The organism is Vitiosangium sp. GDMCC 1.1324, from assembly GCF_003044305.1.
Lineage (GTDB): Bacteria > Myxococcota > Myxococcia > Myxococcales > Myxococcaceae > Archangium.
On the sequence record NZ_PZOX01000028.1, the window covers coordinates 24,372 to 39,196 of the forward strand.

General features: G+C 70.3%; 10 protein-coding genes. 6 read left to right on the plus strand and 4 right to left on the minus strand.

Annotated elements, in window-relative coordinates:
- Positions 1 to 5,283 carry a trifunctional serine/threonine-protein kinase/ATP-binding protein/sensor histidine kinase gene (locus DAT35_RS49395; RefSeq protein WP_108076354.1) on the minus strand — a complete coding sequence of 1,761 codons (5,283 nt, stop codon included), beginning with the start codon at positions 5,281 to 5,283 and terminating at the stop codon, positions 1 to 3.
- Between the two features lie 131 nt (positions 5,284 to 5,414).
- A complete protein-coding gene (locus tag DAT35_RS49400; RefSeq protein ID WP_233262173.1) occupies positions 5,415 to 5,630 on the minus strand; it encodes a hypothetical protein in 216 nt (71 codons plus the stop codon).
- 243 nt (positions 5,631 to 5,873) lie between these two features.
- On the opposite strand from DAT35_RS49400, the gene DAT35_RS49405 reads away from it, so the two are divergent.
- The gene (locus DAT35_RS49405; RefSeq protein WP_108076356.1) at positions 5,874 to 8,492 is read left to right on the plus strand and encodes an O-antigen ligase family protein; all 2,619 of its coding nucleotides are present in this window, start codon (positions 5,874 to 5,876) and stop codon (positions 8,490 to 8,492) included.
- Positions 8,493 to 8,502: 10 nt separating this feature from the next.
- Here DAT35_RS49405 and DAT35_RS49410 read toward each other — a convergent pair whose 3' ends face one another.
- A complete protein-coding gene (locus tag DAT35_RS49410) occupies positions 8,503 to 9,066 on the minus strand; it encodes an aminoacyl-tRNA deacylase (protein WP_233262174.1) in 564 nt (187 codons plus the stop codon).
- 161 nt (positions 9,067 to 9,227) lie between these two features.
- On the opposite strand from DAT35_RS49410, the gene DAT35_RS49415 reads away from it, so the two are divergent.
- Positions 9,228 to 10,085, plus strand: a complete 858-nt coding sequence (locus DAT35_RS49415) for an SLATT domain-containing protein (protein WP_108076357.1) — start codon at positions 9,228 to 9,230, stop codon at positions 10,083 to 10,085.
- Between the two features lie 78 nt (positions 10,086 to 10,163).
- Here DAT35_RS49415 and astB read toward each other — a convergent pair whose 3' ends face one another.
- Complete coding sequence (gene astB, locus DAT35_RS49420; RefSeq protein WP_108076358.1) at positions 10,164 to 11,489, minus strand: N-succinylarginine dihydrolase; 1,326 nt, start codon at positions 11,487 to 11,489, stop codon at positions 10,164 to 10,166.
- Positions 11,490 to 11,506: 17 nt separating this feature from the next.
- On the opposite strand from astB, the gene DAT35_RS49425 reads away from it, so the two are divergent.
- The 4 genes from DAT35_RS49425 to lptB are packed head-to-tail and all read left to right on the plus strand — an operon-like array spanning position 11,507 to position 14,746.
- Positions 11,507 to 12,424, plus strand: a complete 918-nt coding sequence (locus DAT35_RS49425) for a lysophospholipid acyltransferase family protein (protein ID WP_108076518.1) — start codon at positions 11,507 to 11,509, stop codon at positions 12,422 to 12,424.
- A 14-nt stretch (positions 12,425 to 12,438) separates the two neighbouring features.
- Entirely contained in the window at positions 12,439 to 13,026 is a 588-nt protein-coding gene (gene lptC / locus DAT35_RS49430; protein WP_233262175.1) for an LPS export ABC transporter periplasmic protein LptC, read from the plus strand.
- Entirely contained in the window at positions 13,023 to 14,012 is a 990-nt protein-coding gene (locus DAT35_RS59530; protein ID WP_158502200.1) for an LptA/OstA family protein, read from the plus strand. Before lptC ends, DAT35_RS59530 begins: the two co-directional genes overlap by 4 nt.
- Positions 14,009 to 14,746, plus strand: coding sequence for an LPS export ABC transporter ATP-binding protein (gene lptB, locus DAT35_RS49440; RefSeq protein WP_108076360.1), 738 nt, complete (start codon positions 14,009 to 14,011; stop codon positions 14,744 to 14,746). Before DAT35_RS59530 ends, lptB begins: the two co-directional genes overlap by 4 nt.
- Positions 14,747 to 14,825: the final 79 nt, after the last annotated feature.

The window sequence follows — 14,825 nt, forward strand, 5'->3', positions numbered from 1 at the left end:
CTAGGTGAGCGGGAGCTCGAGCGTGGCCGTGGCGCCCTGGCCCGGCCCGGCGCTCTCCAGGGTGACGCGGCCGCCCAGCATCTTCGCCGCGAGTGCGCTGGAGTGCAGGCCCAGCCCGTGCCCGCCCTCTCGCGTGGTGAATCCCTGGGTGAAGAGGCGCTCGCGGATGTCCGGCGCGAAGCCCCTGCCGTTGTCCACCACCTGGATGTGTGCCGTGTTGCCCTCCGTGGCGAGCCGGACGTGCATGCAGCGCTGGCCCTCGGGCTGCGTCTGCATGGCATTCTTGGCGTTGCTGATGAGGTTGACGAGGATTTGCAGCACCTTGTGCTTGTCCAGCTTCACCCGGGACAGGTGGTGGAGCTCCCGGGTGACGGTGATGCCGTGGCGCTGGAGGGTGTGCCGCTGGATGCTCAGCGCATCCTCCACGAGGTGGAGGAGATCGCACTCCTCGGCCAGGAGCGTGTTGTGGGCGTAGTTCTGCTGGACCTGGACGATGGCGCGGATGTGCTCGATGTGCTTGCTCATCGCGCCCATGCCCTCCTTGAGCGCGTCCTGCTCGCGGAACAGTTCCTGGCTGAGGGCGGAGATGTAGGTCGGCAGTGCGGTGCCGCGCCGATCCCGGGTCAGGAAGTCCGCCAGGTGGTCGCGGTGCTCCTCGAGCAGGGCGGAGACCTGTTTGAGCCGCCCCAAGCGCGAGACGCTCAGCGTTTCGCGCAGGGTCTGCAGGTTGATGACGGCACTGGTGAGGACGTTGCCGACGTTGTGGAGGACGTTGGTGGCCACCTCCGCCATGCCGGCCGCGCGAGCGGTGTCCACCAGCCGGGCCTGGGCCTGCTTCAGCTCTCGGGTGCGCTCCTCCACGCGCTTCTCCAGCTCGTCATTGGCGTGGCGCAGCGCGGTCTCGGCGCGTTGGACCTCGTCATAGAGGCGGGCGTTCTCGATGGAGATGGCGGCCTGGGAGGCGAGGTGTCCGAGCAGGGCGATGCGGGCCGGAGTGAAGGCGTTGGTGGTGAGGCAGTTCTCCAGGTAGAGCACGCCGCGGAACTCCTCGTGGCGTAGCAGCGGAAGGCAGAGCACGGAGCGGGCGCCGCCGCGCTCGAACCAGGCATCCGAGGAGAAGGGGTGGGGCTGGGAGGCGTCGCCGATGAGGACGTGCTCGCGGGTGCGCTTGACGTAGGTGATGAGGGTCGCGGGAACGCAGTCCTCTCCCGCCACGAGGGCGGTGTCCTCCGGCGAGGTGCTCGAGCACGCCACCACCTGGAGCTTGTCGCCTTGTGGCAGCAACAGGGCCCCGCGCTGGGCGCCCGCGTTCTCGATGGCGGCGCGCAGCAGCGTGGTCGCCAGCCGCTCGAGGACGATCTCCCCGGAGATGGCCTGCTGGGCCTTGACCACGGTGAGCGCGTCGAGCTGCGTGGAGGTCGTGTCGGTGGACGTGCCGTCGGCGGACGTGGAGGAGGCCAGGTGTGGCCACTGCGCGTCCAGGTGCCTGACCTTGCCCTCGGCGCCCCAGCGTTTCCAGGCGTCGCGCGCCCTGCGGGCGTAGGTTTCGGCGAGCGTGGGCACCTGTCGCTCGAGCCAGAAGCGGGCCGCGAGCTCATTGGCGAGGGCGGTGAACTGGATGAAGCCGTGCTCCCGGGCGGACTGCTGTGCGGCCTCGTAGGCGCGGAGGGCCTCCGCTTCCTGGTCCATGAGGCGGGCGAGCTCGGCGGAGACCATCCGCTCCGGCGCGCGGAACGTCGAGGGGCAATGGCTGGCCCACTCGGCGAGCTGCCGCTGGTGCTCCCGGATTGTCTCCAGGGCTCGTGGTTGCTCCTCGGGGGGAAGCTGCCTGAAGCCGCCGGCCAGGGTCAGTGCGCGGAAGAGGTGGAAGTCCAGCAGTTGGATGAGACCGAGCGAGGACCAGGTCAGCTCGGCGGCCTTGTCCGCCGCTTCGCGCGCCTCCGCGTAGGCGCCGCACAGGAAGCGCGCCTGCATCTTGAGCAGCCAGTACCAGCACCGCATGGTGCTCATGCGGTTGGGCGTCATCGTCACGGTCTCGAAGGTCGCTTCGTCGAAGTCCTCCCCGTTCAGCGAGCCAAACGTGGGCGAGAGTCCTCGCAACTGCTGCACGTAGCGCTGGATGTGGTGGATGACGTGTTGCACGTCCTGGAAGCCGGCCTTGCGGACGAAGGCGAGGCGCGCGACGGACTCCTGGTAGACCGCCTCCAGGTTGTGCCCCAGCTCGAGCCTCATCGTGACGATGTGGTTGCTGCAGAAGGCGGCGATCTGGAAGTCACTGGCCTGGACCGCGTGCTGGAAGCCCCTGCGGACGAGATCCAACGAGACGGTGAGGGGGTGGGTCCAGTTGTTGATGACCTCCATGATGTAGAGGACCTTGCCCCGGAGGGGAGCGAGGTCGTAGCGCTCGACGAGGTCGCAGGCGAGCCGGCCGAAGGCGTAGCCCTCGCGGTATCGCTTGAAGGCGGAGCCCAGCACCACGCCGTACCAGGCATACCCATGCGCGGCCGAGGGGACGTTGCCGTGGCGGATGCTGAGGGCGATTGTCCGGCACAGCTGGAGGATGAGCAGGCGGGTGTTGGTGAAGTACGCCGGTGCGAACAGGGAGCCGAGCACGCTCATCACCGCCTCCATGTCCGGGTCCGCCATGAGCGGCAGCTCGAGGAGGCTCTCGATGGAGCGCTCCCCCATCAGGGCCCACACCTCCGCGTTGGCGGTCTCCACCTCCTCCCAGGTGGGATCGACGGACATGGGGATGCCCATCTGGGTCAGACACTCCACCAGGCAGGCGCAGGAGGCGTGAATCTGGCTGGAGGCGGTGAGGATGACGCTCTTCAGGCGGTAGGCGGCCGCCATCTCCGGGCGGGTGCGGGCTCGCGGCAGGAGCTCCTCCACGAGGTCGCGGGCCACGGGGGCGTTGCCGGTCATGAACTCGCAGGTGGCCCGGTCGAGCCGGAGCTTGAAGGCCAGCTCGCGGTCGGTCTCCCAGGGGTCTCCCGGGAGGAACTGGAAGGCCGTCTCGAGGTAGCCGGCGGCCGAGCGGAACGCGGTGGAGGCCTTGGCCTTGCGTCCCGCCTCCGCGTTCAGGCGCGCGACGCGCAGGCGCTCTTCGGGCTCGTCGAGCAGCTCCATGCCCGCGTTGAGGTGGCTCACCACATCGAAGAGCTTCTCCTGCACCTCCTCCGGCGAGAGGCTGGCCAGCAGCAGCCGGCCGATGTGCAGGTGGACGGCGTTGCGCTCCTTCTCGGGGATGAAGGCGTAGGCGGCCTGTTGGATGCGGTCATGCAGGAACCGGTACTGCTCGGGGCCGGCGCGCACCAGCAGGCCTTCCTGGAGCGCGGGCTCCAGGCCCTTCTCCACCTGGGAGGGCTGCGTCAGGTTGGAGATGACGCCGAGTATCTGGAGCGAGAAGAAGCTGCCCACGCACGCGGCCAGGCGCAGCAGGTGCTGCGTCTCCAGGGGGAGCTGGCGCAGCTTGCCGGCCATGAAGTCGACGACGTTGTCGGAGTAGCCCTTGGCCTGGACGCCTTGTTCATCCCAGCGCCAGGCGCCCTGGGGCGTGCGCACCAGGAGCCCGTCCTGGTTGAGCGTCTGCATGAACTGCAGCAGGAAGAAGGGGTTGCCCCCGGTCTTCTCCCGCACCAGGACGGAGAGCGGTTCGACGATCTCCTCGTCCGCCCCGGGGAGCGTGTCGGTGACGAGCTGCCGCACCTCCTCCAGGCTCAGCGGCTCGAGCTGGAGCGCGGTCACCTTCGCGCCGCTCTTGAACAGCCCCTCCATCATCTGCATGAGCGGGTGCGAGGGGCTCACCTCGTTGTCGCGGTAGGCCCCGAGCAGCAGGATGGGGGGCGCCTCGGGGTGGGTGAGCAGGTGTTGGAGGAGCTGGAGGCTGGCGAGGTCCACCCACTGCAGGTCATCCAGGAAGAGGACGAGGGGGTGCTCGGCGGTGGCGAAGACGCCGAGGAACTGGCGGAACACCCGGTTGAAGCGGTGCTGGGACTCGGAAGGGGGCACCTCCTGCACCGGAGGCTGCTTGCCGGCGACGAGCTCGAGCTGGGGCACCACGTCCACGAGCACCTGGCCCTGGCCCTCCCACGCCTCGGACAGGCGCTTGCGCCAGTGGGTCAGCTCCTCGTCGCTGCCGGCCAACAGTTGCTGCGTCAGCCCTCGGAGGGCCTGCGCCACGGTGGCGTAGGGGATGTCCCGCTGGAACTGGTCGAACTTGCCGGTGAGGAAGAAGCCGCGCTGACGCACCACGGGCTTGTGCAGCTCGTGCACCACCGAGGACTTGCCGATGCCGGAGTACCCGCCGACCAGGATGAGCTCCGGCCGCCCGCTCTTTCCGACCCGCTCGAAGCCCTGGAGCAGGGCCGCGGCCTGGGAGTCGCGTCCATAGAGCCGCTGCGGGAGCTGGAAGTGGGTGGGGTAGTCATGCACGCCGAGAAGGAACTCCTCGTGCGTGCCCCGGCGCAGCCCGTCCCGGCACTGCTCGAGGTCGGCCCTGAGACCGTCCGCGCTCTGGTAGCGCTCCTCGGCGACCTTGGCCAACAGCCTCAGGACGATGGCGGACAGGACGGGAGGCAGGCCCGGCACGAGCTTCAGCGGTGGCTGGGGGGCCACCGCCATATGCGCATGGAACCACTCGAGCGCGTCGCGGCCCTGGAAGGGCCGGCTCCCGGTCAGGAGCTCGTAGAGGGTGACGCCCAGCGAGTAGAGGTCGGTGCGGTAGTCCACCGAGCGGTTCATGCGCCCGGTCTGCTCGGGGGACATGTACGCCAGGGTGCCTTCAATCAAGGGCACCGGAGAAGCATCCACGTGCTCGACGAGCTGGAGCGTGGCGGTGCCGAAGTCGATGAGGCGTGTCTCGCCCGTGGGCGTGACGATGATGTTGGAGGGCTTGATGTCCTTGTGGATGACCCCGCGGCGGTGGATCTCCGCCAGGGTGGACGCCAGGGAGATGCCCAGGTCCAGGACGCGGGCCACGTCGAGAGGACGGCCGGTGAGCTCGGACAGCGGCTCTCCCTCCACCTCCTCCATGAGGAGCATGGGGCGCTCCAGGAGCCGCTCACAGGTATGGACGCGGGTGACGCCGGGCACGTCCTGGAGGCGCTGGAGGATGGCGAATTCGCGGCGATAGCGCTCGATCTCCCGGGGGACCGGAGCGGAGGCCATGGGCGTCTTGACGACGAGGCGCAGGCCGTCCGAGTCACGCACCGCATGGAAGAGCAGGTTGGTGCCGGTGGTCTTGATGGCCCCGTGAAGCGTGTAGCCGGGAATGTTCAGCATGTCGTTCCGCGACGGAGTACCAGACATGCGCGCCTCCCGGTACGACGATGGGAAGCGGGGGTCTCCGGGGACGACACGGCGCAGAGGAGATCAGTCAGCCGACGGGCTCCCGGCTGTCTCGCCGGTGGGGCTCAGCGTGCCAGGCCGCAGTCTTCCTTGCCCTTCTCCGTCTGGAGGATGTCGCAGGTGCTCCGGTCGTTCGCGCTGAGGTTGCACGTCTGCAGCTTCTGCTCGCAGAGCTGCAGATCCTCCGCGGTCGGCTCGATGTTCCGCTCGCGCTCGGCCGCCAGTTGGATGCAGGAGTCGCGCTGGAACGACTCGACACATTCGCAGAGCCGATCGGACAACTCCCGGCACGGACTCTTGCAGCCAGCGAGAGAGAGCAGGGCGGAGACGAGCAGGAGGGGGGCAGCGGAGCGGCGCATGGGGTGGGGGAAGATGCCAGATGGAGCCCCGGATGCAAGCAATGGCCGACAGAAGGTCGGATGCTGGCCGTATCGAGTGCTCACTTTGCTCGCCTTCCAGGCGAGCGGGCCCGGCCGTCCCTTTCCGGGCGCGTTTCCAGGCCCGTGACATACTCGCGGTCCCCCATGTCCCCCGCGTCCTCCTCCCGCTCGCGTACATCCCGGTATGCCCTCGGTGCCGAGGCGCTCCTGGCGGTGCTGCTGGTGCTGCTGCCCCTGGCGCTCGGGGGCGCGCCCCTGTGGGTGCATGGGCCGCTCGTGGTGCTCGGCGGGCTCGCCTTCGTGCTGGCGTGCGTGGGGGCATGGAGGCAACGCCGGTCGTTGCACCTGCCGTTGCTCGCGCTTCCGCTCGGGGCGGGGGCCCTGCTGTGTCTCCTGCAACTCATTCCGCTGCCGCCAGGGCTCCTCGACGTCCTCAGTCCCGAGGCCGCCGGGCTGCGTGACTTCGCGCTGGTGCCCCTGGGCCTGGACGGCGCGCGGCCCCTGTCGCTGGACCCGCCGGCCACCTGGCGCGAGCTGGCCCGATATCTGGCGTACCTGCTCATCTTCGTCGCCGCGGTGCAGGTGTGCCGCTCCGGACGCGCACGCCACCGGCTGCTGAGCACGCTCGCCTTCTCGGGCGCGGCGGTGGCGGTGGTGGGGCTGCTGCACGCGTTGCTCGGTCTCGACCGGCTCTTCGGCGTCATCTCCTTCGTCCACGCGCGTCCACCGCTCCTCACGCCCTTCGGCAACCCCAACCACCTCGCGGCCTTCCTCGGCCTGTCGGCCACCGTGTCGCTGGGGCTCGCGCTCTCCAGTGGCTCCCGGACGCGGGCGGTGCCCTTCGTGGTGGCCACCGTGCTGGGCGGCGCTGGCGTGCTGCTGTCCCTCTCGCGCGGAGGCATCGCCTTCTTCATCTTCGGGCAGCTCGCCTTCGCGCTCCTGTTGTTCGGGCGCCGGGCGGGGACGGAGCGGGCCCGTGCCTGGAACCGGGGTGGTGCCGTGCTGCTGTGCCTCCTCGCGGTGCTCACGGTGGGCGCGCAGCTCGCCTCCGAGCGCCTCGTGGCCGAGCTGGAGACGGCGGACAGCGTGGAGAAGCTGAGCCACAGCAAGGTGGAGCTGTGGCCGGTGCTGGCCTCGGTCGCGAGGGCCTACCCGCTCGGCATGGGCCGCGGTGCCTTCGAGTCCGCCTTCCCCCGTTACCAGGAGCGGCCCGTCATCAACACCCTCACGCACCCGGAGAACGCGGTGCTGCAGCTCGCCACCGAGTGGGGCGTGCCCGGGCTGCTGCTGCTCGCCGTGGGGTTGTGGGGCTTCGTCCGGCTGTGGCGCCGGGAGGGGCTGGAAACGGTGGAGCTGGCGGTGCTCGCGGGGGTGGCGGCGCTCGGGCTGCACGACCTCTTCGACTTCAGCCTGGAGCTGCCCGCGAGCGCGGTGGCGGCCTGGGTGGCGCTGGCCAGCGTGGCCCGGCCCGATGACCGGGAGCGCTCCGAGGCTCCGCGCGGCCATGCCCCCTTGCGAGTCCTCGCGGTGGGAGGCGTGCTCACCGGGGTGGCCCTCGCCGCGCTCCTTCCCGGCTGGAGCACGTTGCGTCAGGCCGAGGAGGAGCTCGGGGCCCTCGTCGCCGCGCGGGCCCCGCTCGACGAGGTGCGTGCCCGGGGGCTTGCCCTCATGGACCAGCATCCGGCCGATCATGCCCTCCAGGATTTGATGGGCATCGCCCTGGCGGAGGAGGGGCGGCCGGAAGCGGTCGAGGCGCTCGCCTTCGCCAACCGCGCGCTCTTCCTGAACCCGGTGGATGCGAGGGCCCACCGCGTGGCCGCGCGTGCCCTGCTCACCCTGGGCCGCCGTACCCAGGCCTTCCTCGAGTACCGCCTGGCCTTCGAGGCCGGGGACCGGGAGGTGTTGTGGCACGAGGCGCTCGAGCGGGCGCGCACCCTGGCGGAGTTGCAGTCCCTCACGCCGGACTCGGCACGGGACGCGGTGCAGCTCGCCACCGAGCTGATGCGCACCCGGCGCCACGAGGCAGCCATTCCCTGGCTTGCCTGGGCCCGCGAGCGTTTCGATGCGGCTCCCGAGCTGGTCCAGTTGTGGGAACGTGAGGCGCGGCTGCGGCTCGAACGGGGGGAACTGGAAGGGGCCGAGGCCGCGAGCGAGGAGGTGACTCGCAGGGCTCCGGACGCACTCTCCTCGTACCTGCTGCGCGCGGATGTCCTTCATGCACAGGGCCGCAATGGTGAGGCGCTCGAAGCGCTCGAGGCGTTGCGCCCCCGATTTCCCGGCAACGTGGAGCTGTCCTTCACACTCGCTCGGCTGCAGGTGGACGCGGGGCTGACGCGGCGAGCACGGGAGACGCTCCAGCAGGTGAGCCCCTTCGTGTCGAACCTGGGGCAGCGCGCCCAGCTCTTCATGCTCGAGGGCTCCAGCTTCGAGAAGGAAGGGCACCGGGCGCGAGCGCTCGAGTCGTGGAAGTCCGCGGTGCGCATCCAGCCCGGAGCGGGCATGTGGTTCAAGGTGGCGCGCCTGCACGAGTCGCTGTACCAGTTCGACGCTGCGGCACGGGCCGTGCGAGAGGGAATGGCACTACAGCCCGTGGAGCAGCGCGCGGAAGGAGAGGCGTGGGTGGCGCGACTGGAGGCGGCGGAGCGCCAGCGCGTGGAAGCGCGGCGGCGCGAGCGGGATGGCGGCCCGGACGAGCGTGACCGGACGTTGCGGGCGATGGGCTCGGATGAGGACGTGGACGCCGCGGAGGACGAGGCGCCCTGAGCCGCCGGGGTCATGAGTGCATGTCGCTCGGGTGCATCCTGCTCCGTCCCTCGCGCTCGAGGGTGATGGCCGCGATGCTCGGTGACTCGAGGTCGATGAAGTCCTCGGCGCGCACCTCCAGTGCCTCCTCGTGCGAGCCGGCGCGCAGCAGCAGGTCCTCGGCCGAGCCGAGGCTCTCGTCCATCAGCACCGGCAGCCCGTAGAGGTGTCCGAAGGGAGGCTCCGCGCCCAGCTCGCACTCGGGAAAGAGCGTCGCGAACTCCTCCTCGGTGGCCAACCGGGCGTCCCGGGTGCCGAGCGCCTCGCGGACCTTCTCCAGGTCCAGGCTCTCCGACGCGGGGATGAGGCAGATCCACGGCTTCTGGTCGGCCTGGACGATGACCGACTTGGCCACCCGGTAGCCCGTGACGTGGAGCGCCTGCGCCAGCTCCTGCGCTGTCACCGCTCGTGGGTGCCAGTGGCGGAGGAAGGGCACGTGCTGCTGCTGGAGGTAGTGCTGGATGGGCTCGGGGATCATGTCGGCGGCGCCTCCTGTCTCGAAGGTGGGCCGCACCTGCCCCACAGTCCATGGCAAGCCGGGCGCGTGCCTCCCGGATGAACGAGCCGCTCGCGGACCCCTCGTTCGCCAGCCACCTTTCGGGTGAGCTGTTGCCGCGTGTTGTTGCTCAGGGTTTCACTTCGCCGGCAGCGCCCCCATTTTTTCGCGGATGGACCACATCCGCCAAGGGCACTCGAATGGGTGAGAGGATTCTGGAAGTCCAGCAAGGCGCGCAGGCGGTCGAACCCGTCCGCGAGGACTTGTCGGCGGGATTGTATCCCTCGCTGGAGTGGGGAGCCGGCCAGTGCGAGGTCTCTCTCAACGCCGTCTTCCAGAACGCGCAGCTCCAGGCCCTCCATGCCATCCAGTGGTACCAGGTGAACCGCAAACCGCAGAAGCGGTGGGCCCGGACGCTTCGCTGCGGCGCGCTGGTGCTCGCCGGCATCGCGGGGATTCTGCCCATCGTGTCGCAGATACTCCTTCCCGACGGCGGCCTCTCGCCCGCCTGGGCCTCCGTGGCATTGGCGCTGGCGGCGGCGCTGATAGGCTTTGACCGCTTCTTCGGCTGCTCCAGCTCGTGGCTGCGCTACTCGGTGACCGACACCCGCCTGCAGGCGCTGCTGCGGGCCTTCCAACTCGACTGGCAGATCGCCAACGAGGCCCGGCAGGCCGCCAGCACCCACCCCCATAAGGATCTGGTGGTTCGGATGCTCAAGCGCGCCCGGGCCTTCGAGATGGACGTTCAGACCCTCATCCAGCAGGAGACGGAGTCGTGGCGGCAGGAGTTCCAGAGCGTCCTGACGCAGAGCGACACGACGACACGCACGGCCAGGCCGTCCCTGCTGGAGGGGGAGCCGTCGCCGAGGTCGGACGTGGTGGTGACGGCTAAGGAGAGGGGGCGCCACGCAGTGCAGCACCCGTTGCCGCCATCCGGGCCTCGGACGCCCGCGCCGCCTGGTGCGCCCGAGACCCAACAGCCCTCCGCGCCGGTCTCCCGGGCTCCGGACATCCGCTCCGACACCGGCGACATCGGCACGCCACCTCTTTCCCACTGAGGCCCTCCAACGGCTCGTGACCGTCGCGCCTCCCCCGTGCTCCGGGAAGCACGGCGCTCACGGCAGCCGGCTGGCTGCTTACTGCTGGAAGTCGTAGACGCTGCCCAGCTTCAGGATGCGCGTCAGCTCGTCGAGCGCCGTCATCGTCTCGCGTGCGAGCTTCGGGTCCGCCAGGTCCCTGGCGCGCAGGTCCTCGCGGTAGTTGCGCTTCACCCAGTCGGCGAGCGCCTCGTGCAGCTCCGGGGTGTAGAAGACGTTGGCCTTCACCGCGGCGCGCTCGGCGTCGGTGAGCCACACGCGCTGGCGCAGGCACGCCGGGCCGCCGCCGTTGTTCATCGACTGGCGCACGTCCAGGTAGTGCACGCGCTTCACCGGGTTGTTCTCGGCCACCACGCGCTCCAGGAAGCGGCGCGCGGGCTCCGTGTCCCGGCTCTCCTCGGGCGCGATGATGGCCATGGTGCCGTCCGGCAGCGTCAGCACCTGCGAGTTGAACGGGTATGCCTTCACCGCGTCCCGGACGGGCAGCTCCTCGTTGCTGGCCAGCACGTACGTGAAGCCCTCGCCCAGCTTCTCGCGCAGCGTCTTCAGCAGCCCCTGGGAGTCCACGAAGGCCAGCTCGTGCAGCATGAGGAAGCCCTGGTTTCCCACCGCCAGCACGTCCGTGTGGAAGGCGCCCGCATCAATCCCCTCGGGGGCCTGCTGCGGCAGCAGCACCTGGGCGGGGTCCAGCTTGTGCAGCCGCGCCAGGGCCTGGCTGGCCTCATACGTCTGCCGGGCGGGGAAGCGGGTGGGGTGGCGCACATCGTCCCGCCAGGCGCTCCGGCCCCAGGCCAGCAGGTGTACCGCCTTGTGTCCCGGAGTGGCGAGCCGGGTGTGGTTGGCCGCGCCCTCGTCCGCGAAGTGTCCGCCGCCGGGCAGCGGCGCGTGGACGGCGAAGTGCTGCTCGTCCGCGAAGATGGCGCGCAGCACCGAGTGCGTCGTCTCCGCCTCCAGCGCCCGGTGGAACATCTGCTGGAGGTTGGCGGGCGTCAGGTGCATCCGTCCGTCCGCCGTGTCTTCCGAGGGCGCTCCCGTGGCCGCGTTCGCCGTCCACATGGCGGCCGAGCTGGAGGTGAGCCGCAGCAGGTGCTCGGCCTCGCGCCCGGCCCGGGTGATGACCTCCTCGTCCGTGCCGGTGAAGCCCAGCGCGCGCAGCGCCTTGAGCGAGGGCCTCGGCTGGGGCGGCAGCACGGCCTGGCCCACGCCAAGGCCCGCCACGAAGCGCATCTTCTCCAGGCCCTGGAGGGCCGCTTCGCGAGGGTGGCTCACCTCGCCGCCATGGCGGGCGGAGGCCAGGTTGCCGGGCGACAGGCCACCATAGTTGTGGGTGGGACCAACGATGCCGTCGAAGTTGTATTCGCGCATGGGGTATGGAACCGCGTGTGGAGCGCCCTCCCTTAGCAAAGCGCCTGAAGCGTTTCCTCCGCTACCTGCTCGTCCGTGCGGCACTGGCCATCGTGAGCAGCCTGCCGCTGGGCCTGGCCCGGTGGTTGGGAGCGGGTTTCGGCCGGTTCGCCTTCGCCGTGGCGGGAGGGGAGCGCCGCAAGGCCTTGAAGTCCCTGGCCCGCGCCTTCCCGGAGAAGTCCGACGCACAGCGGCATGACCTCGCCCGTGCCTCCTTCCGTCACCTGGGCATGGCCGCCTTCGAGGTGGGAGCCACCGCCTCCATGGACCGGCAGCTCGAGCGCCTGGTCCGCTGGTCGGACGAGGACCGGGGTGTCCTGGAGGAGGCGCTCGCAAGGGGCAAGGGAGTCGTCTTCGTCTCCGGGCACGTGGGCAACTGGGAGCTGCTGGCCCGGCGGGTGGCGCGGGCGGGCTACCCGAGCCAGAGCATCGCCAAGGAGACCACGGACCCGAGGCTCACCGCGCTCGTCGAGCGCTTCCGGGCGCTGGGTGGGGTGCGCAGCATCTGGCGGGGCCAGGAGGGGGCGGCGCGGGCGATGCTGCGCGCCCTCAAGGCGGGAGAAATCCTCGGGCTGCTCATCGACCAGGACACGAAGGTGCAGTCCGTCTTCGTGCCCTTCTTCGGCGAGCTGGCGGCCACGCCCCGGGCGGCGGCGGACCTGGCGCTGCGCACGGGTGCGGCGGTGGTGGTGGGCTTCTGCCAGCGCGAGGGCGACGGCTACCGGCTGTGGATGGAGGAAGTGCCCTGGCAGGCGAGCGAGGACCGGGAATCGGATGCGGTGGCGCTCACGGCCGCTCTCTCGCAGAGGATAGAAGCGGCCATCCGCCGGGCCCCCGAGCAATGGGTGTGGATGCATCAGCGTTGGAAGACCCGTCCCGCCACGCCAGCCCGATGATAGGAAGGGCCCCCGTGACACGTACCGTCCTCCTCCCGAGCCTCCTCGCCCTCCTGGCGGCCTGCGCCCCGAAGCAGACGCCCGGAGAGGGCTCCGCGCCGCCCGCCGTGGTGATGCACGGGGTGCGGCTGCGCTCGTACGAGGGCAGTACCCTGTCCATGACGGGTCAGGCCGAGCAGGCCACCTACCAGCGCAATGGCGACATCACCGCCTCCCAGGCGACGCTCCACATCCTGGGCAAGGGCCCGCCGGCGCCACAGGCCCCTCCGCGCGGCACGAAGCCCCCCGCGCGGAACAAAGGCGAGCAGGTGGATGTACCTCCGGTCGGCACGATGGTCCGCGCGAAGCTCATGGAAGGCAACCTCGGTACGCGACAGATGGTGGCCTCCGGAGACGTGGAGGTGCGCAGCGCCTCCGGGATGGTGGCGCGCACGCCCAGGGCCACCTATGACGGGGCGCGGCAAGCGGCGCAGGGCTCGGAGGGCGTGGTGGTGACGGGACCGGACTATCGCATCCAGGCGGATGCCTTCTCCCTGTCCTTCCCCGACGAGCGCTTCACCTTCGAGGGCTCGGTGCGCACCGTCCTGGGAGCCGCGCCGTGATCGAGTACCTCGTGACGGCCTTCTTCGTGGCCCAGCCGGTGACGGCGACCGCGCTCGAGACCAGCAGCACCCGCGCACCGGGCAAGACAGAGGCCCCGCGGCTGCGCAGCCCCGTGGAGATCTCCTCCAAGCGGGTGTCCGGCTCGCGCAACCAGGCCGTCTTCAAGGGCGACGTGGTGGTGAAGCACCAGACGTTGGACCTGCGGTGCGACGAGATGATCGCCTCCTACAACGGCCCGCGCGAGGTGACGCGCGTGGAGTGCGTGGGCAACGTGCGAGCGGTGGACGGCGACCGCACCGCCAAGGGCGAGCGAGCCGACTTCGACGTGCCCACGGGCGTGCTGGTGGTGACGGGCAACCCCGAGGCGGAGGACCCCACCACGCACCTGCGGGGCTCCGAGGTGCGCCTGACGACGGGCAGCAAGAGCTCCGAGTACCAGGTGGAGAACGCCGTCGTCACCCTCCAGTCGGCACCGCTGAAGCAGCCGCCGCGCAAGGGGGGTGGCAAGGACTCGGCTCCACAGCGCAACCCGGCGGAGATCTCCTCCAAGCGCGTGGTCGGCTCGCGCACCCAGGCCGTCTTCACGGGCGATGTGGTGGTGAAGCAGCGGACGTTGGATCTGCGGTGCGACAAGATGATCGCCCACTACAACGGCCCTCGGGAGGTGACACGCGCCGAGTGCGTGGGCAATGTCCGCGCGGTGGATGGAGACCGTACCGCCCGGGGCGCACGGGCCGACTTCGACGTGCCCACGGGCGTGCTGGTGGTGACGGGCAACCCCGAGGCGCGAGATCCCACCACGCACCTGCGGGGCTCCGAGGTGCGCATGACGGTGGGCAACTCGAATTTCGAGGTGAAGGACGCCGTCATCACCGTCGAGACGGCACCGCTCAAGGAGCAGCAGCAGCGGCGCAAGGACGGCGGCAAGGGCAACCCGGGCGCCAGGCCCGGCAGCACGGACGCGGGGGGCACGAAGCAGCCATGAAGGGGTGTTTGTTCGCCGAGGGTCTCGAGAAGGCCTTCCGCAAGCGCAGGGTGGTGCAGGGGGTGTCCTTCCACGTCTCCCAGGGAGAGGTGGTGGGGCTGCTCGGCCCCAATGGCGCCGGCAAGACGACGAGCTTCAACATGGTGGTGGGCCTGGTGCGGCCCGACGCCGGCCGGGTGCGTGTGGACGCCGAGGACCTCACCCACCTGCCCATGCACCGGCGCTCCCTGCGCGGGGTGGGCTACCTCCCCCAGGAGTCCTCCATCTTCCGCAAGCTCACCGTGAGCCAGAACTTCCTCTCCGTGCTGGAGCTGCAGAAGGACCTGTCCCGGGCCGCCCGGGAGAAGCGCGCCCGGGAGCTGCTGGAGGAGTTCGGCCTGGGCCACGTGGCCGAGTCGCTCGGAGAGACGCTCTCCGGAGGCGAGCGCCGCCGCGCCGAGATTGCCCGCTCCCTCATCCCCAACCCCCGCTTCATCCTCTTCGACGAGCCCTTCGCCGGCGTGGACCCCATCAACGTGGGGGACCTCCAGCAGCAGATTGCCCACCTGAAGTCCCGGGGCCTGGGCGTCCTCATCACCGACCACAACGTCCAGGAGACCCTGGGCATCTGCGACCGGGCCTACATCATCGCACAGGGGCAAATCCTGGAGGAGGGCACGCCGGCGCAGATTGCCTCCTCGTCCCGGGCCCGAGCGGTGTACCTGGGCGATCGATTCCGCTTGCAGTCGGTTTGAGGGCCGAAAAACCGGCGTGGGGGCCCTCTCGAGGCCCCGCCGGACCCCCTCCCGAAGGTCCTCCCGCTCGTCCATTGTT